Source organism: Lujinxingia vulgaris, from assembly GCF_007997015.1.
Taxonomy (GTDB): domain Bacteria; phylum Myxococcota_A; class Bradymonadia; order Bradymonadales; family Bradymonadaceae; genus Lujinxingia; species Lujinxingia vulgaris.
The window spans coordinates 292,483-315,710 of sequence record NZ_VOSM01000005.1 but is presented as its reverse complement, the minus strand read 5'-3'; the positions used below and the strand labels follow the sequence as shown (position 1 = coordinate 315,710).

Sequence of the window (23,228 nt, the reverse complement as noted above, 5' to 3'; positions counted from 1 at the left end):
TCAGGGGGCCGGGGCCGGATTCAGAGTCTCATAGATGCGCTCGGCCAGCGCTTCGAGGTGCGCGACGTAGCGCTGACCTTCGGAGGTCTGGGCGGGCAGGCGCAGGAGTGTGGCGTCGGAGCGCTCGCTGAGCTGCTCGGTGGTGCGCGTGGGGTAGTAGTTGAGCTGGAGGATGGCCGGGATGTTGCGCTCCTGAATCGTCTCTACAAGGCGCGCGACGTGGCGGGGGTTGGGGGGAACGCCGGGCTTGGGTTCGATCTGCATGACGTCGGTGAGGCTGAGCCAGCCGGCCACGTAGGTCCAGGATTTGTGGTAGGTTACGACCTGGCGGCGCTCGGCGGGAAGATCGCGAAATAAGAGCTCAAAACGCTGGGCGACGCGGATGAGATCGCGGGCCAGATTGCGGCTGCGCTCCACGTAAGCGTCGGCGTTGGGCGGGTCGAGCTCGGCCAGGTGGCGGCCGAGCGCCAGCGCGACGCGCGCGCCCTGGCGGGGGTCGGTGGTGTAGTGGGGGTTCCCGCCGGGGTGCACATCGCCCATGGTGCGATCGACCGGGCCGCGGGGCACGTCGGCGGCCACGATATGGGCGGAGGCGTCAAAGTAGCCGGGCTGGCCGGGTTGAAGTTTCGGATTGCGCGCGCCGGTGATCAGCGTGGGGAGCCAGCCAATTTCCAGGTCCATTCCCACCAGCACGAGCAGGTCGGCGCGGTGGAGCAGGGGCACGAAGCTGGGGCGAGGATCGACGAAGTGGGGATCGTCTCCGGGGCGCACGAGGGTCTCGACGGTGCCCTGGTCGCCGAGCACTTCGGTGGCGATGGCGCCGAGGTCGGGGGTGGTGGCCACGACGCGAAGTTCGGCTGTGGCCGGGGAGGCGACCAGGAGCACCAATGTGGCGATGAGGCCGAAGATCGCTTTGATGATGGCGGTTTTCTGGCGTTTGAGCGGGTGTGACATCGGAGCTCCATCCGGGTGGAGAGGCACATAGTGAAGCGCAAAAGCTCTGGGCGCGGCGCGCCGGGCGCGGACCCTAACGTTGAACGGTCGTGAATGCAAATGTATTGCAACAACGCCGGGGGAGGTGGGGCACAGGGCAATCGCAAAGTGGGTCCCCACCATCCGCCACCGTAGGGGGACCCCTTGTGGGTCCCCGCCCTGGGAGTTCCGGAGGGGCACAAGACCCCTCCCTACGGATTGGGTGGGTTCTCCATAAAAAAACCTCGTGGGACTTTGCGATTGCCCTGAGGGGGGCAGCGGTGCGATTGACTTCTGTGCGGGGGCGCTGCGATAGTCCGCCCGAGCGCCTTCTTCTAAAAGATGCGCTTCGTGTCAGGGAACCCGGTGCAAATCCGGGACGGTCGCGCCACTGTGTGCAGCGAGCCGACGGCCAGATGCCACTGTCACCTCGGTTGAGGAGATGGGAAGGCGGTCGGAGGCGATGAGGGTCGAGGTGAATGATCGACGCTCGGGAGCTGTGAGTCAGGATACCTGAACATCATAAAGATCGTTTTGCAGACCTCTTCGCGACAAAGAGCGCCGCATGATGTTGGATTTCAGGACAGCCCCCGGGGGGCTTGTGCGCGTGGTGCGCGCGCTGGCGTGGTGCGCCGGGGTGGGCGTGTGCGTGTGCGCCGCTGGAGAGGCCGCAGCCGGGGAGGCGGAGCGCCTTTTTGAAGAGGTTGCGTCTGCGGGCGATCTGGAAGGTGTTGAAACGATTGGGGTATTGGCGTCGTCGGCGGGAGCATCTTCCGAAAGGGAGGGGCGCGGCGAGGAAGGTGCGGGGGACGAAGTAGACGAAAAAACGCTGCGCGGGCGCACGGTGGTGGGGGATCGGAGCGCGCGCGAGGACGCGCGCCACCCGTCGGGGTTTGTGACCCGGGTGCGGCTCGGGGAGAGCGTGGCGGCCGAGGAGACCCTTGGCGAGTCGCTGGCGCAGGTGGAGGGGGTGCAGCTCTCGAGGGCGTCGAGCCCGGGGCAGCCGGCCTATGTTTCGGTGCGCGGCGGAAGCCCCCGCCAGCTTGTCGTCTACCTCGACGGCCTGCGCCTGAGCTCGCCGGCCGGTCTTGGCTTTGATGTGGGGCAGCTCGGGGTGGGGGGCCTGGCCTCGGCCGATGTGTTTCGCGGGGGGGCGGCGGTGGTGCACGGGGCCGGCGCGCTGACCGGCTCGGTGCAGTTAAACCCGCGGGTGCCCACCCACGGGGTTCGCGCCAGCGCGCGGCTGAGCGCTGGAAGTTTCGGGAGCGCGGGCGCGCAGGCCGCGCTCGGTGTGGCCGGGCAGCGCGCGGGGTTGCGCCTGCACGCCGGCGTGCGCCGCAGCGAGGGCGATTTTGGCTTTGTGGACAATCAGGGTGTTTTGCAGGCCCGGCGCAACAACGACCACCGGCGTTTTGGTGGCGGGGGCACCGGCGTGCTCAAGGTTGGCGAGGGCGGTGAACTTCGCCTGACCACCCTGGTGGAGGAGGGCGCCGGGGGAAGCGCTGGCCCCTCGGAGTTTCAGCGCTCTTTTGAGCTGGCGCGGGTCGACGATCATCGCCGCCTGGCCAGTCTGCGCTACACCTTTGAGGGGGAGCGCTGGCAGGCCCACGCCGACCTGGGTGCCCAGGACCGCGCGTACCGCTACGAGAACGCCCGCGGGCATATGACGCTTGAGCATGTGGAGGCCTACTCGCGCCAGCAGACGGTGGCGGCCACCGGCGGGGCGCGGCTCTTTGCCGGGGCGCATCTTCTGAACCTGACTGGTGAGCTCAGGGCGGAGCGTTATGAGGCCGCCGATGGCGCGTCGACCCTGGGGGCGCAGCGCCTCAATGCGGCGCTGGCGCTCTCGGAGGAGTGGTTGCTGGCGGGCGATGCGCTGAGTCTTGTGGGGGCGCTTCGCGGAGAAGTTCTGCGCGAGCAGGTGTCGGATCTTTCAATGGATTCAAGGGTTTACGTGCCCCTTGTTCCGGCCATCGGCGCGATCTGGCGGGCGCATCCGCGGCTGGAGGCGCGCGCCAACCTTGCAAAAACCTTCCGTTCGCCGCACTTCGACGAACTTTATCTTTCGACCGAAGCGGTGCGCGGCAACCCCGATCTTTTGCCCGAAGAGGCCGTGGTGGCCGACGCGGGCCTGCGCCTTCGGCTGGGCCCCGAGGCCAACCCGCAGGCGCTGGAGCTGGGGGCGGCCTATTTTCATAACGAGATCGGGCAGATGATCCTCTTTTTGCCCATCTCGGCCTACGTCTACCAGGCTCAAAACCTCTCCGGGGCGCGCGCCCACGGGCTGGAGGCGACCCTGGGCTGGGCGCCCTTTGAGCGTCTGCGTCTGGATGGAAGTTACACGCTGACGCGGGCGTATTTGACGATCGACCAGGGGGGCAGCCCCGCGCAGCTTCCGCATCAGCCGCGCCACCGCGCCTTCTTGCGCGCCACGCTCGATCTGGGCGGTCTTCTGCCCGCGGAGACGTTTCAGACCTTTCTTAAGGACGCGCGTCTTCAGGCCACGGCGCGCTATCGCAGCCGAGTGCAACTCGACAACTTTGGCAGCCTGCAGAGCCCCGGGGCGCTGCGCCTGGATCTGGGCGGTCGCGCGAGCCTGGGCGGCGGGCTTCGCTTAGGGCTGGAGGTGCAGAACCTGCTCAACGATCAGCGCGCGCAGGACTTTTTGCAGCGCCCGCTTCCGGGCCGTGCGATTTTTGTCTCTCTGGAGCTTCTGGCCGAGGATTTTTGATGTCTTTCGATTATATCAATTGTTTCAATGGGTTGTGGGGCGCTGTGCTGGTGGCAGGTTTCGTTGCTGGCTGTGGCGAACCTGTGGATGAGGCGCAGCCGGCCGGTGCGCTTGTGGAGGTCTGTGAGGAGGGGGGCGCAAGCTACGATCTTTTTGTGGACTCGCGGGTGAGCACGACCGGGCCGCTGGCCAACGATCTGGCCAAAGGGTCGAGCGGGGTGTGGGTGGTGGAGAGCGGCGCCAACACACTGAGTCTTTTTGATGTGGCGCGCGAGCGTTATGTGGCCGGGGCGGCGGCGCTGGGCAGCGATCGTAACCCTTATGCGGTGGCGGTGGAGGAGGGGGCGGCGCCCTCGGGGGCGGAGCGGCTGTGGGTGGCCAACTATTCGGCGCATAGCGTGAGCGTGGTCGACGGCCAGACAGGCGATATCATCGCGGAGATCGAAGATCTTTCGTTCAAAAACCCCTCGGCGGTGGCGGTGGGGGAGCGCTACGTGTACGTGGGCAACGTCAACTATTTGAGCGTGGCGGAGGGGTTCGGGGAGGGGAGCATCGCGGTGATTTCGCGCGACGCGCTGGAGGTGGTTGCGAGCGTGGCGACGACGTTTAAGAACCCGCACTCGCTCAGCGTGGAAGAGGTCGATGGGGAGGAGGTGCTGGTGGTGAGCGCCGCTGGCGAGGTGGTCTTTGGCGCAGAGGGCGTGACGCTTCGGGGGGAGGCCGGCGTGGAGCTGATGCGATTTGGCGCCGATCCGACCTCACCGGAGGTCGCCTCGTACGCCTTAGGTCAGCGCGAGGGCTCGGTGGTGGGGGCGCCCGGGCGGCCGGTGCGGGTGCCGGGCACCGATCTTTTGTATTTTAGCAGCGCGACCGCGCCGGTGCTTTTTGCCTTCGATCTTGGCGAGACCCGCTGGCTGCACGACGCCTCAAATCCTGTGGAGGTCTATGCTTCGAGCGGTGATGCCACGCATAGCCTGGCGGTCGATAGCGCCGGGCGGCTCTGGCTCACCGCCTTCAACCAGGATGCCCTCTATGTGTGGGATCCCCGCTGCGATACGCTGGCTGCCGGGCCGATTCCGCTGGGCCAGGTCGACGATCTGGTGGAAGGTCCGCAGTCGGTGACGATCGTCGAGGACGCCGAGGGCATCGACGCCTACTACCTGCTCTCCAACGCCAACACCCTGGGCCGCATCCGCCTGTTATTTTAGTTTAATAAACAGGGGGTTGGGGGGGAGTGAGGTGTTTGGGAAAGGTGAACAAGGGTGTAAGTTGTTGATATGGCTTTGGATTTTATGAGGTGTTCGCTGCGCGTTTGAGGGTTGCAGCGCTTTCCAATCATCGAAATACGTTGAGAAAAAAGGTGAGGGTTATGGGTGAAGGTAAAAAATTTCAGGATCCGAATATCGCGATCAATCGCGTGTATACGCGCAAGGGCGATGCGGGGACGACGCGGCTGGTGGGTGGGCAGAAGGTCAAAAAGAGCCACGATCGCATTGAGACCTACGGTACGGTCGATGAGTTGAACGCGGTGGTGGGCGCGGCGCGCCAGACGATCGCCGAGGTGTATGCGGGCCATGAGGGTTTTGAGGGGTTGTCGAAGGTGCTCTTTAAGGTGCAGCACCAGCTCTTCAACCTGGGGAGCGTGCTGGCGACCCTGCCCGAAGATGTAGGCCCGAAGATGCCGCGGGTCGACGCCGACGATGTGGCGGAGCTGGAGGGGTTGATCGACCGGTACAACGAGGAGCTTCCGCCGCTGCGATCCTTTGTGTTGCCGGGTGGCACGCGGCTGAATGTGGAGCTGCATCTGGCGCGCACGGTGTGTCGGCGCGCGGAGCGACTGGCGGTGAAGCTTGGCGATAGCGAGGAGGTCGATGCGCAGGCGGTGGCCTATTTGAACCGCTTGAGCGACGCGTTTTTCGTGTTCAGCCGCTGGGCGTCGGTGGCTGCCGGGAGTGATGAGGTGCTCTGGGACCCCAACGTCTGAGCTGGCGTGTGGTGTGGGGGGGCGGCCAGAGGCGGCGTGGTGGTGGGGGTTAGAAGCTGATGTTGAGGCCGCTGCTGAGGGCGGCGCTGATGTTGAGCGCCGGGTCCAGATCGGTGAGGTAGGCGTGCAGGCGGGGGCGCAGGTAGACGCCGACGCCGTAGCCGAGCTCGATGAGCAGATCGAGGTCGAGGGCGGCGGTGAGCACGGAGCGATCCGGGTTGACCTCTTCGCCGCGCACGGCGGTGCCCAGAGCCAGGGCCACGTCGAATTGCACTTTTTCCATGCTGCGTCCGGCCGAGACGAAGAAGCCACCGACGACCATCAGCGGGTCGTCGTAGCCGAACTCGCGCATGCGCTCCTGGTTGACGTCTTTGCGGATTTCGAAAAAGAGCATCTCCACGCCCCCGTAGAGGCCGATGGCGATGTCGACGGGCCGCGGTGTGCGCTCGTCGCGGGTGCGGGGCTGCACCTGAAAGCGGTAGCCCAGGCGGGCGTGCAGGATCTCCCAGGCCTGAAAGATGTCGGGGTTATCCTCGTTGATCGATTCGAGAAAAGGGGTCTCAAACTGGCCGGTGAACTGCTCGCGGGTCATCATGGCGAGGAGGTCGGGAAGCACCATCAGCCCGGGGATGCGCACGTCAATGTGGTATTCGCCGGCTTTGTAGCGAAAGCCCATATCGGCGTAGCGAAAGAGGTAGGTGTCTTCGGCGCCGAAGAGCATCTGGCCATAGAGCCCCACGCGTAGCGCGAAGCGCTCGTGGGAGGGGCCGACCAGGCGCACATTGTCGGGAAGTTTTTCAGCAAAAGGAGCGGTCGAGTCAGGGGTGGTTTGAGCGTGGGCCGGCGCGGCGATTATGAGGGCGATGAGCCACGTGGAACAGAGCAGCGCCGCCCTCCAGAACGCGTGGCGGGCGGCGCGTGGTCGCTTTGTTCTCTCATTCACCAGAAACATCGGGGTGCCGGGCAATCGGACAATTCAGGTGCAAAAAACATCTGAAGTTGAATTTATTGATCGTAATATAATTAAAACTACTGGTTTGGTGAGCTGGCCGAGGTGGCGCCGAGCGCGGGGAGGTAGGCCAGGCGCAGGTAGTCGAGCACCATGCGCCGGGCGTTGTAGCGCCAGCCCAGGCTGAGCATGGCCCACTTCATGCGTGCGATCCAGCCCGCGCGCAGGCCGCGGTGGTCGAGCTCATAGTAGAGGGGGAGCACTTCATCTTCGAGCACCCGGTAGAGTTCTTGGGCGTCGAGGGCGTCCTGGGCCTCGGGGTCGGGGAGCTCGGCGCCCTGGCCGATGGCGAAGCCGTTTTCGCCATCAAAACCCTCGGCCCACCAGCCGTCGAGGATCGAGCAGCCGAGCGCGCCGTTGAAGACGGCCTTCTGGCCGCTGGTGCCGCAGGCTTCCTGGGGGCGGCGCGGGTTGTTGAGCCAGAGGTCGACGCCCTGGACGAGGTGTCGGGCGATGTTCATGTCGTAGTCGGCCAGAAAGACCACCCGGCCGCCGAGGGCGGGGTCGGTGGTCAGCCCGACGATTTTTTCGATGAGCGCTTTGCCAAAACGGTCGGCGGGGTGAGCCTTGCCGGCGTAGATGATCTGGATGGGGCGCTCGCTGCTGTGGATCATCGCCTTAAAACGCTCCAGATCGCTCAAAATCAGGTCGGCGCGTTTGTAGGTGGCGAAGCGGCGGGCGAAGCCGATGGTGAGAACGTCTTGATCGAGGCCGCTGCCGGGGCGCACCTGGCCCGGGCCATCGCCGCGGGGGCCGGGCTGGGAGGCCAGGCGCGTCTGCACAAAATCCAACAACTTCGCCTTGAGGATCTGGTGCGTCTCCCAGAGTTCGCCGTCATCCATCGCGGCGATTTCTTGCCAGGTCTCGGGGCGCTCCATGCGTTTATGCCAGTCGGGACCTAAGTGGCGATCGAAGAGCGCGCGCATCTGCGGGGCCAGAAAGGAGGCCACGTGAATGCCGTTGGTGATATGCCCGATGGGCACCTCGTGGGCGGGGCGCTGCGGCCAGAGGTTTTGCCACATCTGGCGGCTGACGCGGCCGTGGAGGTTGCTCACGCCGTTGGTGAACTGGCTCATCTTCATGGCGAGCACGGTCATGCAGAAGGGCTCGTTGGGGTCGTCGAGATCCAGGCGCCCCAGACCGTGGAAGGCGCGAAGATCGAGGTTGAGGCGCTCGCGAAGATCGCCCAGGGCCTCATCGATCATCTCCGGGGCGAAGCGGTCGTGGCCGGCGGGCACAGGGGTGTGCGTGGTGAAGACCGTCTGCCGGGCGACGCGCTGGCGAGCCTCCTCCCAGTCGATGCCCTCCTCGGCCATGCGGCGCGCGCAGAGCTCCAGGGTGGCAAAGGCGCTGTGGCCCTCGTTGAGATGAAAGACCCCGGGGCTGATGCCGAGCTGGGCCAGGGCGCGCACGCCGCCGACGCCGAGCAAAACCTCCTGGCGGATGCGCGTGCGCTGGTCGCCGCCGTAGAGCTGGGTGGTCAGGCGGCGATCGTCAGGCGGATTGAGATCGATGTCGCAGTCGAGGAGTAAGAGGCGAGTGCGGCCGACGTGCGCCTCCCAGACGTGCAGGCGGATGGGGCGGCCGGCGACTTCGACCTGCACCACCCGGGGTTGGCCGTCGGCATCCAAAAGCTTGCGGATGGGCAGGGTGTCGACGCGGGTGCGACCGTAGAGCTCGCTCTGGCGGCCCTCCTCATCGAGGGCCTGCTGAAAGTAGCCCTCGGCATAAAAAAGCCCGACGCCGACGATGGGCACGCCCAGGTCGCTTGCGGCCTTGAGGTGATCGCCGGCCAGCACGCCCAGGCCGCCCGAATAGATCGGCAAAGACTCGTGCAGGCCGAACTCCGCGCAGAAGTAGGCCACCGGCCGGCGGTGCAGGGGGGCGGCCTCCATCAGGGTGGAGGGGCCGCGCTCGCGCAGCTCGTCGGCCTGGCGGCGCGCGGCCTGCTGGATGCGGCTTGCCAGCGCGCCGCGGCCGGCGCGCGCCTCAAGCTCCCCGGGCTCAAAGCTCTCGATAAAGGCGATGGGGTTCTGGTGAAGCCGCGACCAGCGCTCGGCGTCCAGCGTCTCGAAGATCTCCCAGATCTCCGGGTGCCAGCTCCACCAGAGGTTCGCGCTCAAATTCTTAAGGTGTCCGACCAGCTCAAAGGAATCGCTCATGAAATCATGGCTCCAATGGAACGCCGTGAGCTGTCGTCGATGACGCGTCTACTGCATGGAGAGCACCCCGGGCTGTGTTGCAAAGCCTCGACGATGCGAAAGCATCGCCTGTGTTTTGCGCCGTGCCCGAGTCACTCTCAATCTCGTATCCGTCGACATCGACTTCTGCCCATGGTGTTGGTGAGGCGCGGTCAGGACGGCGAGAGCGCGCGGGTAGGTTGTGGTACCGCGACTATTTGATGATGAGTTCGACGGAGGGGCCCGTGGAGAGGGTAACTTCGCCGGACTGGGCCACGTGCATATCCCCGTCGATGGTGTAGTTGATGGGCTCCGAGGAGCGGAAGACGGCCCGGGAGCTAACCTCGCTGCGAATCTTACGCTCGTCGACGGGCAGGCCAAGACGAATTCTCGGCAGCGCGAGCGCAATGTCCACTGGACCGCCGGTCACGCCGAGCAGATGGAAGGTATTGTCGCGCTCCTGGCAGCGGATAAAAGGCCGAAACCCGAGGCCGATCTGGTCGACGGTGCTGGCGAGCACCGAGGCGTAGTCGCGCTCCTCCCACATGCTTTCGTCGAACTCGATGCTGGCGTTGAAGGGGCGAAAGAGGCGTCGGGGAAGCTCCCCGCCCACCGGCATCGTCCCCAGCGCCTTGCCGAGCAGCACCCCGGCGGTGGTGGGGCTGGGGTTGCCGGTGGCGTAGTACTCTTCGAGAAAATTCGAGACGATGCCGTTGCCAAAAATAAACCCGTAGCGCTCGCCAGTCTCATCTTCGACCTTGAGGATATCGCGGCGCGTCGTCTCAAAAGGCTGGCCGGTGTAGTACTTTTCGACCAGGTTCGCCAACAGCTTGGGCGGCGCCCCGCTGATGCCCACGGCGTTGGAGACGGTGTTCATCGTGCCCCCCCGCAACAGCGCAACTTTCGGGAGCGGCTCGTCGCCGTAGACTTTAATAAAATTGGTCAGCGTGACGTGGTTGGTGCCGTCGCCGCCGTTGAGCGCGAGGATCTCGATGCCGTTGTCTTTAAACTTACGGGCGACCTCCTCGACGTCTTCGATGCGGTTGGTCAGCTCGTAGGTGTCGTGCTGGCCGAGCATGTAGCCCAGCCGGCGCATCCGCTCGGGGTAGCGGCGGTTACGGCGGCTGTGGGGGTTGGTGATAATTCCGATGCCAGGCATAGGCTGTCCGCGAAAACGGTGGGCGAATTAGGGGCGCGGCGCGGTTTTTCAAGAGTGCGGTCGGAGCGCGGCGCTCAGGAGTCAAACGGCGCGTAAGATAACGATCCGGGCAAAGGGTGGCAACGGTGCCGAGCGTCCCAGGACGAATCCAGCGGCGTTGTCCGGGATTCGCGGTAGCGCTGTGCCGAGCGTCCCAGGACGAATCCAGCGGCGTTGTCCGGGATTCGCGGTAGCGCTGCTACAGCTTCATCCCGGCCTCCTTGCTGGGCTTCGCCCTGGAGACGCTCGGGTTGGGGGGGGCGCGGAGGTGGCGTGCGGGTTGTGGTTAGGTGGTTGGGTGGTTGGGTGGTTGTGGGGCGCCGGGGTTCGCGACGTGGGTCGATTCGTGAGGGTGTCTGGTGGTGTGCGGGTTGTGGTTAGGTGGTTGGGTGGTTGTGGGGTTGTGGGGCGCCGGGGTTCGCGACGTGGGTCGATTCGTGCGGGCGGCCGGTGGCGTGCGGGTTGTGGTTAGGTGGTTCGGTGGTTGGGTGGTTGTGGGGCGCCGGGGTTCACGACGTGGGTCGATTCGTGAGGGCGTCTGGTGGCGTGCGGGTTGTGGTTAGGTGGTTCGGTGGTTGGGTGGTTGTGGGGCGCCGGGGTTCACGACGTGGGTCGATTCGTGAGGGCGTCTGGTGGCGTGCGGGTTGTGGTTAGGTGGTTCGGTGGTTGGGTGGTTGTGGGGCGCCGGGGTTCACGACGTGGGTCGATTCGTGAGGGCGGCCGGTGGCGTGCGGGTTCGAGATCGAGATCGAGTCCGAGATCGAGAACGAGCACGAGTACCAGTACGAGATCGAGTACCAGTACGAGCACGAGTACCAGCACGAGCACGAGTACCAGTACGAGCACCAGTACGAGTACGAGATCGAGAGGGGGGGGAGGTGACCCGGGTCGGAAGGCGTTGCGGGAGCGCGCCGTGGGGGAGGTGACCCGGGTCGGAAGGCGTTGCGGGAGCGCGCCGTGGGGGAGGTGACCCGGGTCGGAAGGCGTTGCGGGAGCGCGCCGTGGGGGAGGTGACCCGGGTCGGAAGGCGTTGCGGGAGCGCGCCGTGGGGGAGGTGACCCGGGTCGGAAGGCGTTGCGGGAGCGCGCCGTGGGGGAGGTGACCCGGGTCGGAAGGCGTTGCGGGAGCGCGCCGTGGGGGAGGTGACCCGGCTCCTCGGCGGTAGGCCGGGCGGCATTTTCGCCCTGGCGAAGCTCAGAAAAGGCCCGTGGGGTGGCGCTGGAGCCCTGGCGAGGCTCGGGAGGGGCAGGTGGGAGGGCAGGGGGGCGAGTTCTTCATACGAAGGGGGTATGGGAGCTTCGGGGGAAGGGGGTGTCGGACATCCTGGCTGACAGGAGGGGCCTTGGGGCGCAGGGATGTCGGACACCCTCCGGGGCCGGAGGGGCTCTTGTTTCGGAGGCTTAGCGGCGCTCGGAGACAAGACCGGGTCTTGTTTTGGAGGGTGTGGATCACCCAAAATGGGTAGGTTCTGGTACTTTCGGCGCCGGCGTGGCATCCTGAGCTTCTGGTGAACAACGAGATGCGGGGCCGCGGCGCGTGAGCTGGCGCGGGGCGAGCTGCTTGCAAGCGAACCTACTTTTCAGGTCGATACGACGCCGGTTCGCTACGCGCCGACCCTTCAAAGCCTGGTCGATCCTGCTACGGGGGCGTACGCGCATATCGACTCCGCGACCCACGTCAACCACTACGGGTGGTACCGCATCAGCGCTATTCGCTGAGCGCTTTTGAGCTCGGGGAGCAGATGCGCGCGCGGGTTACGGGGCAGGCCGGGCAGATTGTGACGGCGTTTCACCACAACTGGACCGGGGAGCCGGCCTCGATCGAGCTGTCCCGCGACGGGGAGGTCATCATGGCCGACGTTGCTCGCCCCGGCGCTGGCAAGCAGTCTCTGGAGACCGGGCCGAGTGATTTGGCGATCTACACGGTATCTGATCCACGTTCAGCCCTATGCGTCGCAGATCTCCAGACTCTGGCTTGTCGTAAAATGTTCGGTGCCGGAGTGAGCGTGATGCGCACTCATCCCATCCGCGTGATGACCGAACTCCAAAGGGCGAACCACCAGACGCCCGCACGAATCGCCCCACACCGCAAACCCGGGCGCCCCGCAACCCCACAACCACATAACCACTCAACCACAACCCGCGCCCCTCCCAACGCCCGCACGAATCGCCCCACACCGCAAACCCCGGCGCCCCACAACCACACAACCACCCAACCACCTAACCCCAAAGCGGACCCCCAAACGCCCGAACGCATCACCCCACACCGCGAACCCGGGCGCCTCCAGCGGGCGCCTCGTCACCCACTTGTAAAAAACCTTTATTGCCCCACTCGGGTGAGGGGGCTAAAGTCTGCGCACTCGTGAAGGAGCTGGAAACGCGCGGCGCTTTTTCGTCGGTTTAACGCCGGCCGGTCGTGCGTGGTGGTCAACCCTGGTAGTTGCGGACGGGCAGACGATGTCGAAGAAGGTTGTGATCCTCGGTGGTGGTGTCGGTGGGATGAGCGCGGCTCAGGAGCTCGCTGAGCGCGGTTTTGATGTGGAGGTCTACGAGCGGCTCGATGTGCTGGGCGGCAAGGCCCGCAGCATTCCGGTGCCGGGCTCGGCCAGCGGGGGGCGAAAGCCGCTGCCGGGGGAGCACGGCTTTCGCTTCTTTCCGAGCTTTTACAGACACACCTTCGATACGATGAAGCGCATCCCCTACGGCACCAACCGTCGCGGGGTGTACGATAACCTCATTGAGACCACGCACGTGATGGCGGCGCGCGAGGGAATGACGGAGATTTCCTTTCCGCTCTATTTGCCCGAGCGGCTGGATGACTGGGAGATGCTCTACCGCCTCATTGTGAAGAATGAGGCGAATATCCCGCGCAGCGAGATGCTCTTCTTTGCGCGCAAAGTGCTGCAGTTTTTGACGGCCTGCACCGAGCGGCGCAACACCGAGTACGACGACATCACCTGGTGGGATTTTGTGGAGGCCGACGGCAAGTCCGACGAATACGTGGACTTTCTGGCCGTGGGGCTGACCCGCGACCTGGTGGCGATGCAGGCCGAGATCTCGAGCTCGCGCACCGTGGCGCGCATCTACGTGCAGCTGATGCTGGGTATTTTGCAGCCCTGGCTGCATGTCGACAGCATCCTCAACGGGCCCACCACCCGGGTGTGGATCGACCCGTGGGAGGCGTATCTGACCCAGCTCGGCGTGAACTTCCATAAGGAGGCCAGCGTGGACTCCTTTGAGTTTGATGAGGCCAGCGGGCGTATCAGCGGGGTGAACATCACCCAGGGCGGCGACACCTTTAAGGTGGAGGCCGACTACTACGTGAGCGCGCTGCCGGTGGAGGTGATGGCTCAGAAGGTAACGCCGGAGATGGGGCAGAAAGATCCGATGCTCGCCACGCTCGACCAGCTGCAGACGGGGTGGATGAACGGGATCTTGTTCTTTTTGAACAAGGATATCTCGCTGAACCACGGGCATATCCTCTATGTGGACAGCCCCTGGGCGCTGACCTCGATCTTCTCGCAGAACTTCTGGGAGGACATCGACCTCGATGAGTACGGCAACGGGGATCTTGAGGGGATTTTGTCGATCTGCATCTCGGACTGGAACACCCCCGGGGTGATTTACGGCAAGGCCGCGCGCGATTGCACCGCCGAGGAGATCAAGGAGGAGGTCTGGGCGCAGATCACAAGCCGTCTCAACGACACGGGCACCATCTACCTGGATCCGGCCGACGTCATCGAGTGGTTCCTCTCGCCGACCATCGACATTCAGCCGGGGCAGCCGACGAAGAACACCGAGCCGCTTTTGCTGAATACGGTTGGCTCGCTGCGCTACCGGCCGGAGGCCGCCTCGCAGATCGAGAACCTCTTTCTGGCGAGCGATTACGTGCGCACGAACACCGACCTGGCGACGATGGAGTCGGCCAATGAGGCGGCGCGGCGTGCGGTCAACGGGATCCTGGGCCGGGAGGGCTGGGTGCTGGGGCTTTGCCGTCTTTATGAGCTGGAGGAGCCGCTGATCTTCAAGCCCGCCCGCGCCATTGATTACCTGCGCTTTAAGATGGGGCTTCCCCAGCTCGACTATCTTTGAGGCGAGGCGCGCGCCGTGGTGAGGGAAAAATCTTTCCTTCGGCGGCGCGCGCACGTAAGCTTGCAGCACCTGAGAGCCACGCACTACCCCGGCCTCGCCACCCTCCCTTAGCGGAGCCCTGGCGAGGCAAAGTTTGCCCGAGCCCCCGGAGCCGGGAGCGCAGAGAGGTTGTATCGATGTTGGACGTAAAGTCGGAAGGGTGGATGGAGCAAACCGTGCGGCGCTTTATGCCGGAGGGGGAGCTGGAGGACTCGAACAAGCTTTTTCGGGCCCGGGTGGTGGTGGCGCTCTCATTTGCGCTGGCGGTCTTTGGTCCGATCTATGCCGCGCTCCTCTATGTGGTCACCGGCACGCGGGCCGAGCCCGTTGCGACGATGCTGGCGACGCTCGGGGTGGTGGCCGGGCCCTTTTTGATGAAGGCGAGGGTGCCGCTGGTGGTGGTGGGCAACTGGCTGACCTTTTGCGGCTACGCGCTCTTTGCCTTTGTGGCGTCGAGGGAGCTGGGGCTGGCGGTGCTGATCTGGCAGGTGGTCTTTGCGATGTTTGCCGCGTTGATCGCCGGGAAGCGCTCGGCGCTGAGCTGGCTTGTGATCATGTCGTCGACGACGGCCTATTTTTACGTCAGCCTGATCCGCGGGGCGCCGCCGGAGGGGGTGCTGCTCAACACCACGCAGCTGATCTGGGAGATGAGCCTGGTCATCGGCATGTTTGCCGCGGTCATGGTGCTCACGCTGACCTATGAGACGATCAAGGAGTGGGCGATCACCGAGGTGCGTCGCAGTGAGGCGCAGACCCGGGCGATCTTTGATGCGGCGCCCGACGGTATTTTGACGCTGAGCAGCCAGGGGGAGGTCGGGCGGGCGAACGCCGCGGCGATGGACCTGTTGGGCTATGAGCAGCAGGAGCTTCTCAAAGTTCCCTTCTTCAAGATGGTCCCCCAGATCGCACAGTCGTCACCCACCTCGCCGCACGCGAGCGAGGGGGCGTCGCAGGATGGCGAGGAGGTGTTCAGCAAGGCGCGCCCCAACCGCGAGGGCATCAGCGCCTGGCTGGGGCGCGGTCATGAGACCGAGGCGCACCGGCGAGATGGGCAGGTGTTTCCGGCGGAGCTGAGCCTGACGCGGATCGATGAGGAGGAGCGTTTTGTAGCGATCCTGCGCGACATCACCGAGCGTCGCGAGTTTCAGGAGAGCCTTAAAATTGCGCGTGACCAGGCCGTGGAGGCCAACCACGCCAAGAGTCGCTTTCTGGCCAATATCAGCCACGAGCTGCGCACGCCGCTCAACGCCATCATCGGCTACAGCGAGCTGATCCTCGACGATCTGCAGGAGCTGGAGAAGGTCGACTCCGCCGATCTTCGCCCCGACGTGAGCAAGATCGGGAAGGCGGGGCGCCACCTGCTCGGGCTGATCAACCAGGTGCTGGATCTGGCCAAGGTCGAGGCCGGCAAGATGGACGTGTACGTCGAGACGATCGACGTGCGCGAGCTCATCGAGGAGGTCTCCGACACAATCATGCCGGTGATCTCCAAGAATAGAAACGTGCTGGAGGTCAGCCTCACCCGGGCGCCGCGCACGCTGCGCTCCGACCGCATGAAGTTGCGTCAGGTGCTGATCAACCTGCTCTCGAACGCCTCGAAGTTCACCGAAGAGGGCTCGATCGAGGTGCGCGTGACGGCGATCAGCGAGTCGCAATGCTGCTTTGAGGTGATCGATTCGGGCATCGGCATTGCGCCCGATAAGCTCGAGGCGCTCTTTGAGGCGTTTCGTCAGGCCGATGACTCCACCACCCGCGAATACGGGGGGACGGGGCTGGGGCTGACGATCAGCCGGCATTTTGCCGAGCTGATGGGCGGCACCATCGGGGTGGAGAGCGAGATGGGCAAGGGCTCGACCTTCCGCGTGACGATCCCGATTCGCCTCGATGAGGTGGGCGCCGATGATGGCGAGGCCGGGGGGGAAGATGGCGCGCTGGTGGGGCTGGAGGAAGACTCCAACGTTGAGGAAGAGCTTGTGGCGCTCCCCGATGATGCGCCTCAGGTGCTGGTAATCGACGATGACACCACGGTGCATCAGCTGATGACGCGCTACCTGGTCAAGCAGGGCTTTCGAGTGCACACGACCACCGGCGGCGAAGACGCGCTGGCGATGGCGCGGCGGGTGCGCCCGGACGTGATCACGCTCGATGTGCTCATGCCCGAGATCGACGGCTGGGATATGCTCAAGCGGCTCAAAGAAGACGAGGCGTTGAGCGGTATCCCGGTGGTGATGGTGACGATCATCAGTGAGAAGAACCTGGGGATATCGCTGGGGGCGTCGGATTATCTGACCAAGCCGGTCGATCGTCAGGAGCTCTCGCGGGTGCTGCATACCCACGTGAAGACGCCGGGGGTGGGGCCGGTGCTGGTGGTCGAAGATGATGATGCGACGCGCGAACTTCTGATGCGCACGATTCGCGGCGGGGGCTGGCAGGTGCTGGGCGCGCGGGACGGGCTGGAGGCCCTCGATACGATCGATGGGGGCGTGGTGCCCAGCGCGATTTTGCTGGACCTGATGATGCCCAGGCTTGATGGGTTCGGGTTGTTGGAGCGTTTGCGTAGGCGTCCGGAGGCCGCGCAGATTCCGGTGATCGTGTTCTCGGCAGCCGACCTCGATGCGCGTCAGCGCGAGCGGCTCAGCCAGGATGTGACGCGCATCTTGAAGAAGGGCGGCTTTGTGAAGCAGCAGCTGCTCAACGATCTTCGTCTGGCCATTGAGTCGAGCAGCCGCGCGGCGGGGTGATGGCGGCGACGGTCAACGGGTCTCCAAAATGATGAGGCCCGGGCTGACGACGCGGTGGGTCACCGAGCGGCCGACCAGGGCCTGGATGCGGGCCAGTCGGCGGGCGATGTCGCGAGGCTCAAAGCCCGGGAACTTGCCGCGGGCGTAGGCGTTGGCCACGCGATGGCGAGGGGAGAGGGGGCGCGCCAGCGATTTGGTGGCCTCGACGGCGCGGCTGGCGAGCTCTTCGGCCAGGATCAGCGCGTCGGAAGGCTGGCGCGCGGGGCGCAGGCCGCGCTGGGCTTCGTGGAGGATGTCCAGGGAGAGGGGCAGGGCCTCGGCGCGGAAGTTATGCAAAAGGGCCAGCGCGCGGGGATCGTCAGGCGCGGCCACCGGTGGCGCGTTATCAGGGAGCGACCGCCGGGGCTCGGGTGGGCGACGGGTCAATGAGGCGACCGCGTCGAGGACCTCGTCGATGCTGGCGCAGCGCTGCCCGAAGAGGTTGGGTAAAAAGAGGGGCTCGGTGCCGGCGAGTTCTCCGGGGTTGAAGTTGATGACGGGGCGGCCGGCCAGGTGGGCTTCCAGGCCGGTGGTGCAGCCGTCGTGGATCACGCAGCGGGCAGCCAGCAGCCAGGGGGCCACCGAGCCCTCGTGGAGCACATGCACGTGGGGCAGCCCGGCGAAGATGCGCTCGTAGAGCGCCGGATCTTCGGAGGGGTGGGGACGCAGCACGATGGGCTGGTGGCGAAAACGCAGGCTGAGCTCGTGAACCAGGCGCACAAAGCGGCTGAGCTGCTCGGTCTGGCGCGCCCAGCTCTCGATGGTGCGGCGGCGGCTGGCCGAGCACTCGGGATCGAAGCCGTTGTAGGCGCTGAACACAAAATCGCGGCCCATGCGGTTGTTGGTGCGCGCCAGGTTGGTGTTGATCAGGATGAAGTCGCCGTAGCGATGGCGCTGGCGCGCGGTGTCGGCCTCAAAATAAGGGCGCCAGCGGGGCAGGTAGAGATCAAATCCGGGGTGGCCGGTGGTCTGGATATGCTCGGCCAGGTGGGGGGCGCGCGCCCGGTATGTGTCGCGCTGAAAGTCGCCCCAGGTCAGCAGGTAGTCGTCTGCGGCCAGGTGGCGCGGATCGATGCGGCTGTGCAGCACCTCGCGCCAGCGATCTTCGGAGCCCGGGTAGACCGCCCCCTCGGTGTCGAGGTGAATGAAGCGAAAGTCGCGTGATTTCAGGAGGTTATAATCGTCGAGGCGGTCGGGGAAATGAGGTCGGATGGCATTTTTGCCAAAATAGACGCCATGGTCGAGCAGGCGGCACAGGCGCATCAGCGTCTCGTGCTGGCCGATGTAGACGCGGTTATGGGCGCGGGCGGCCTGCACCGCCATCGCCAGGCGAAAGTCGAGCTCGCGGTTGATGGTCTCGACCGGGAAAAGAATGGGAATGGGCGCGCTCATTTTAACCTCAGCTGGCGTGCTCCGGGCAGGCTGGAAGGCGGCATCTCGGCGGCCTGGACCATCTGCTGGAAGGTGGGGCAGCGGCTGGCGAGCTCGTCGTAGGTACCCTGATCGATGAGCCGGCCCTGATCGAGGACAAAGAGGCGATCGCAGTGGCGGACGGTGCTCAGGCGGTGGGCGATGATGATCAGCGTGATGCGCCCGGAGAGGCGCTCGATGGCGCGGGTGATCTCGCGCTCGGTGGTGTTGTCGAGGGCGCTTGTTGCCTCGTCGAGCACCAGGAGATCGGGGCGGCGGTAGAGGGCGCGAGCGATGCCTAAGCGCTGGCGTTGACCGCCGGAGAGGCGCACGCCGCCTTCACCGATCTCGGTGTCCAGGCCGTGGGGCAGGGCGGCGATGGTGCTGGCCAGGCGCGCGTCTTCGAGGGCGCGCCAGACCTCCTCGTCGTTGACGGTGGCGTCGGGCAGGCCGAAGGCGATGTTGCGGCGGATGGTGTCGTCCATCAGGTAGACGGGCTGGGCGATGTAGCCCAGGCTGGCCTGCCAGCTGGCGAGCTCGGCGTGGATGTTCTGGCCGTCGACGAGGATCTGGCCCAGGTCCGGCGGCAGGAGCCCCAGGATGAGATCGACGCAGGTGGTTTTGCCGGCGCCGGAAGGGCCGACAAAAGCCACGGACTGGCCGCGCTCAATGCGCAGGTCGATCTCGTGCAGCGAGGGCGTTGTGCTCTGCGGGTAGGTGTAGCTGACGTGGTGCAGGCGCAGCTCGCGCTCCAGGGGGCGCGGGTGCTGGCGCGCGTTGGCCAGCGCCTGGCGGTGGGCCTCGGCGTCTGGCGAGGCGGCGGCGCTGGCGAGGGTTAGCGGGCTTTGCTCGGCGCTGGGTGTGTCGGATTTTTCAGTGAATTCAACATCTTGCGCGTTGAGGGTGGAAGGGGTGTGCGACGCGGCGGACCTGGCGATCTCCGCCAACTCGCCGGAGCGCAGGGCTTCGAGGTCGGTGGCGATCACATCGACGCTGGGGCGGAAGTGGCGGATGCTGGTGAGCGCGGCGATGATGCGGGTGAGCGAGGGCATCATGCGCACCGCGGCCATGGCGAAGAGGCCGAGCACCGGCAAAATCTGGGTCAGCGGCTGGCCGCGGGCGATGAGCAGGAGCACCACCAGGATCATGCCGCCCAGCCCCATCGTCTCGATGACATGGCGGGGGATCTCTTTGATGAAGGAGTGAAAGCGCATCGCGCGGGCGTAGCGGGTGCTGTGTTCGGTGTAGGTGTTGAGGAAAAAGTCCTGCACGCCCAGGAGTTGGGCTTCTTTGACGCCGCCCAGGCCCTGGTTGACCCACTGGATCATCTGACCGGCGTGGTGCTGCTGGGCCTTGCCGAGCACGGCCGACTTCTGGCGTACCGAGCGGTAGAAGCCGTAGCTCACAAGACCGAAGCTGAGCATGGCAATCGGGGCGATCAGGGGCTCGACGGCGGCCAGCAGGAGCGCAATGACGCCGACCACCATCAGCTCGACCGCCAGGGTGAGCAGGGGAATGACCACGTGCACAAAGCTCAAGCGCACCTCTTCGTTGACGTTACGAAGAAGCTGGGCGCTGTTGCGGTGCAGATGGAAGGCGTAGGGGCTGTAGAGGTAGGCGCCGAAGATGCGGCGAGAGAGGCGGACCTGGTTGTCGAAGACGAAACGAAATTTGAGGTGGTACATCAGGCCCAGAAAGAGGTTTTTGAGGGTGAAGGTCAATAAGAGGGCCAGGCCCGCGGCCATGACCACGCCGTTGGCGGTGGTGACGCCCAGGGTGTTCAGGAGGTCTGCGGCCAGCGGGATCTCATAGGCAGCGCTCGGGTCGTTGATGAGCGAGATAAAGGGCATGACGATGCCCACGCCCAGGGCTTCAAAGCCGGCGCCGATGAGCATGAGCAGAAAAAGGCCGAGGAGTTGTCGGCGTTGACGAGGGTCGAAGAGCGACCAGATCTGTCGAAGCAGTGGCATGAATTCCCCCCCACAGGGCCAGTTCGGGCAATGCAGAGGAAGGTAGGCACCGGATAGGGTGGCGAGAAGTTGGCCGTGGCGAGTTTTCGAAGGGGCGGAGTTTTTGAGGTGGGGAGCTTGCCGGACGGCGGAAGGGTGCGCACCTTTAGGTGTGTCGCCATGAGGGGTTGATGGGGTGATTGTCTAAATAAATCAAGGGGTTGTCTTCTGTCGGCGTGAGCCTTAAGGGGTGTCCTGGCGAGCGGGTGGTCGGGCGCAGATAGGCGATGGCAGGGAAGCCAAGCGTGGGGGGTATCGGGTGAGTCAACGCAGCCATATTGTGTATGTGAGCAGCGACGGGATGATGGAGCCTCTGGGCACCTCCCAGGTGTTGCGTTATGTGCGGGCGCTGGCCGGTCGCGGGGCCTGGCGCTTTACGGTGGTGAGCCTGGAGAAGGGGGCCGACCGGGCCGAGCGCGACGGGGAGCGCGAAGAGGAGCTGGCGCGAAGGCTTGCCGCTGAGGGCATCGGCTGGGAGCGGGGCGATTATGATGGCAGCGGCGGGCCGGCGGCGGCCGCCCGCAACGTGGCGCGGCTGCGCGCGTTGTTGCGCGGGGTCAAGGCTTCCGGGCCCGTCGATCTGGTGCACGCCCGCAGCTATGTGGCCGCCTCGGTGGCGCGCAGTCTGGGGCTGAGATACCTCTTTGATATCCGCGGCTACTGGGTCGATGAGCGCCTGGAGCAGGGGCGCTGGTTTGATGGCGCGCTGCGCCTGAAACTTGCGCGGGCCTGGGAGCGGGATCTGTATCAGCAGAGCGCGGCGGTGGTGAGCCTGACAGCCGAGGCCGCCGAAGAGATCAAGCAGGGTAAGTTTGGGCCATGGCCGGTGGATCGGGAGGTGGAGGTGATCCCGACCTGCGTGGACTATGGCGAGTTTGGCCTGGGGGGGCCAGGCGACGCCGGGGTGGTACCGGCGCCGGTGCGTGAGCGATTGCGCGGGGCGCTGGTCGTGGGCATGGTCGGGGCGGTGAGTCAGGCGTACTGCGTGGAGGCCAGTGTGCGCCTCTTTGAGCAGGTGCTGGCGCGTCGACCCGATGCTCATCTGCTGTGTCTGACACGGCAGGCCCCGGCGTTGCTGGCAATTCTGGAGAAAGCGCGCCTGGATCCGGCGCGCTACACGATCACCAGCGCGCGCCACGATGAGATGGCCAGCTGGCTTGCGTTGATGGACTGGGGGTTGTTGTTACGTGAGGAGGCGCCCTCGCACCGGGCGGCGATGCCCACCAAGCTGGCGGAGTTTTTCGCCAGCGGGGTGCGCCCCATCCAGTGGGGGTGCAACCGGGAGGTGCGCCGCTGGGTGGAGCGGGCGCAGAGCGGGGTGGTGCTCGAGGATTTGAGCGAGGCGGAGCTGCGCCGGGCCGCCGAGGTGATCGCCTCGTCGGAGCGCTGTATGCACACCGCGCTTAAAGCGCGCTGGATGACCCAGGCGCATTTCGACTTAAGCGAGGGGGTCAGGCGCTATGCCGGGATCTACGAGCGGCTTCTGGGGCAGCGTGAGCAGCTCAGAGTGCTTTTTTTGACCGAGGGCAAGACCGTGCCGGCTTCGCGTTACCGGGTCGAGCAGCTGGTGCCGCATCTGGAGGCGCGGGGTATTCGCTGTGAGGTGCGCGCGGCCTACGGGGAGGGCTACAATCGGCTGGGCGACGGGGGGACGGCCCGGGTGATCAAGCTCGCGCAGAGTTTGAAGCGGGTGCCCTGGGCGTTTTCGGCGGCCGATTACGATGTGGTGTTTTTGCAGCGTCTGGCGCTTCCTTTCAGCGGGGCGCCGGAGGCGCTGGCCGCGGCGCGCAACCCGCGGGCGGTCTTCGATGTGGATGACGCGATCTTTCGAGGGCCCGATGGGGGTGAAGATAAGCGAGGGGCGCGGGCTTTTGAGCAGGCCTGCCGCTCGGTGGCGCATGTGATCTGTGGCAATGAGTATATCGGGGCCCATGTGCCGGCCGGAGTGCCCACGTCGGTGATTCCCACGGTGGTCGATACGCGGCGATTTCGGCCGGCGGCCCACCGCCCGGGGGGGCCGGTGGTGGTGGGGTGGATGGGCACGCGCTCGAACTTTAAGAGCCTGGAGCTGGCCGCCCCTCTCTTAAGGCGGCTGGTGGAGGAGCGCGAGGATGTGGTGGTGCGCCTGATCTCCAACGGGGAGTTTTTGCCCCTGAAGGGCGTGGAGCGGGTGGAGCAGCGGGCCTGGTCGGCCGAGCGGGAGGTGGCCGAGCTGCAGGGTTTTGATGTGGGGATCATGCCGCTTCCGGAGAACGCGGTCACCAAGGGCAAATGCGGCTTTAAACTTCTGCTCTATATGGCCTGCGGGGTGCCGGTGGTGGCCTCGGCGGTGGGGGCCAACCGCACGATCCTGGAGGGAAGTCGCGCCGGGGTGCTGGCCGATACGCCACACGACTTTGAGGAAGGGCTGCGTGAGCTCATCGACTCTCCGCAGCTGCGGGTGCGTATGGGCCGGCGTGGCCGACGCCGGGTGGAGGAGCAGTTTTCGGTGGAGGCGGTCATCGATCGTTATGTGGCGATCTTGCAGGAAGTGGCCGGGCTGGAGACGCATAGCGAGGCGGCCGGCGGGTGGTTGCGGGCCGCCGGGGGGTGAGCGTTCAGCGGGAGGGGGCGCGGCGTTTGCCGGGGGGCGATGTCAGCGACGCGCTTTTGCAGACGACGGGGTGCCGGGTGAGGTTGATGGTGGATGTGTCGATCTGTCGGCGCGGCGAAAGGCGCGAGGGCAGAGCTTGATGATGGACGATGGAGGTATGGGGCGCCGCCTGTGGCGGCGCTTTCAAAGCGCGGCGAGTGGTCCGGGCCGCGGTGGGTCTTGAGAGGAGGGG

At 65.6% G+C, this 23,228-nt stretch carries 13 protein-coding genes and 1 riboswitch; of the genes, 7 read left to right on the top strand and 6 right to left on the bottom strand.

The window, feature by feature from the left end:
- The gene (locus FRC98_RS12710) at positions 1–954 is read right to left on the bottom strand and encodes a metal ABC transporter substrate-binding protein (protein ID WP_230467559.1); all 954 of its coding nucleotides are present in this window, start codon (positions 952–954) and stop codon (positions 1–3) included.
- A 344-nt stretch (positions 955–1,298) separates the two neighbouring features.
- A riboswitch (cobalamin riboswitch) is annotated at positions 1,299–1,508 on the top strand.
- 29 nt (positions 1,509–1,537) lie between these two features.
- On the opposite strand from FRC98_RS12710, the gene FRC98_RS12705 reads away from it, so the two are divergent.
- The 3 genes from FRC98_RS12705 to FRC98_RS12695 all read left to right on the top strand — a co-directional run bounded on the left by FRC98_RS12705 (position 1,538) and on the right by FRC98_RS12695 (position 5,687).
- Positions 1,538–3,703 carry a TonB-dependent receptor plug domain-containing protein gene (locus FRC98_RS12705; RefSeq protein ID WP_146981811.1) on the top strand — a complete coding sequence of 722 codons (2,166 nt, stop codon included), beginning with the start codon at positions 1,538–1,540 and terminating at the stop codon, positions 3,701–3,703.
- Positions 3,703–4,911, top strand: a complete 1,209-nt coding sequence (locus tag FRC98_RS12700) for a hypothetical protein (RefSeq protein WP_146981810.1) — start codon at positions 3,703–3,705, stop codon at positions 4,909–4,911. Before FRC98_RS12705 ends, FRC98_RS12700 begins: the two co-directional genes overlap by 1 nt.
- Positions 4,912–5,072: 161 nt before the next feature.
- Positions 5,073–5,687 carry a cob(I)yrinic acid a,c-diamide adenosyltransferase gene (locus tag FRC98_RS12695; protein ID WP_146981809.1) on the top strand — a complete coding sequence of 205 codons (615 nt, stop codon included), beginning with the start codon at positions 5,073–5,075 and terminating at the stop codon, positions 5,685–5,687.
- A 49-nt stretch (positions 5,688–5,736) separates the two neighbouring features.
- Here the strand turns inward: FRC98_RS12695 and FRC98_RS12690 are convergent, their stop codons facing one another.
- The 3 genes from FRC98_RS12690 to FRC98_RS12680 all read right to left on the bottom strand — a co-directional run bounded on the left by FRC98_RS12690 (position 5,737) and on the right by FRC98_RS12680 (position 10,035).
- Positions 5,737–6,630 (bottom strand): hypothetical protein, encoded by an 894-nt coding sequence (locus tag FRC98_RS12690; RefSeq protein WP_146981808.1) that lies wholly within the window; start codon positions 6,628–6,630, stop codon positions 5,737–5,739.
- Positions 6,631–6,716: 86 nt separating this feature from the next.
- Positions 6,717–8,858, bottom strand: coding sequence for an alpha-glucan family phosphorylase (gene glgP, locus FRC98_RS12685; RefSeq protein WP_146981807.1), 2,142 nt, complete (start codon positions 8,856–8,858; stop codon positions 6,717–6,719).
- Between the two features lie 232 nt (positions 8,859–9,090).
- Positions 9,091–10,035 (bottom strand): diacylglycerol/lipid kinase family protein, encoded by a 945-nt coding sequence (locus tag FRC98_RS12680; RefSeq protein ID WP_146981806.1) that lies wholly within the window; start codon positions 10,033–10,035, stop codon positions 9,091–9,093.
- A gap of 762 nt (positions 10,036–10,797) precedes the next feature.
- Here FRC98_RS12680 and FRC98_RS21540 point away from each other — a divergent pair.
- The 3 genes from FRC98_RS21540 (at position 10,798) to FRC98_RS12665 (ending at position 16,945) form a co-directional block, all read left to right on the top strand.
- Positions 10,798–10,956: a hypothetical protein gene (locus tag FRC98_RS21540; RefSeq protein WP_230467558.1), complete on the top strand. Its 159-nt coding sequence runs from the start codon at positions 10,798–10,800 to the stop codon at positions 10,954–10,956.
- A 1,574-nt stretch (positions 10,957–12,530) separates the two neighbouring features.
- Entirely contained in the window at positions 12,531–14,165 is a 1,635-nt protein-coding gene (locus FRC98_RS12670; protein WP_146981805.1) for a hydroxysqualene dehydroxylase, read from the top strand.
- Positions 14,166–14,341: 176 nt separating this feature from the next.
- Positions 14,342–16,945 carry a response regulator gene (locus tag FRC98_RS12665; RefSeq protein ID WP_146981804.1) on the top strand — a complete coding sequence of 868 codons (2,604 nt, stop codon included), beginning with the start codon at positions 14,342–14,344 and terminating at the stop codon, positions 16,943–16,945.
- 12 nt (positions 16,946–16,957) lie between these two features.
- Here the strand turns inward: FRC98_RS12665 and FRC98_RS12660 are convergent, their stop codons facing one another.
- Both FRC98_RS12660 and FRC98_RS12655 read right to left on the bottom strand, forming a co-directional pair.
- Positions 16,958–18,376 (bottom strand): surface carbohydrate biosynthesis protein, encoded by a 1,419-nt coding sequence (locus FRC98_RS12660; protein ID WP_146981803.1) that lies wholly within the window; start codon positions 18,374–18,376, stop codon positions 16,958–16,960.
- On the bottom strand, positions 18,373–20,364 hold the full coding sequence (locus FRC98_RS12655; RefSeq protein ID WP_146981802.1) for an ABC transporter ATP-binding protein: 1,992 nt from the start codon (positions 20,362–20,364) through the stop codon (positions 18,373–18,375). Before FRC98_RS12655 ends, FRC98_RS12660 begins: the two co-directional genes overlap by 4 nt.
- A 298-nt stretch (positions 20,365–20,662) precedes the next feature.
- Here FRC98_RS12655 and FRC98_RS12650 point away from each other — a divergent pair, with 298 nt between their 5' ends.
- Complete coding sequence (locus tag FRC98_RS12650; protein WP_146981801.1) at positions 20,663–22,996, top strand: glycosyltransferase; 2,334 nt, start codon at positions 20,663–20,665, stop codon at positions 22,994–22,996.
- Positions 22,997–23,228 lie beyond the last annotated feature (232 nt).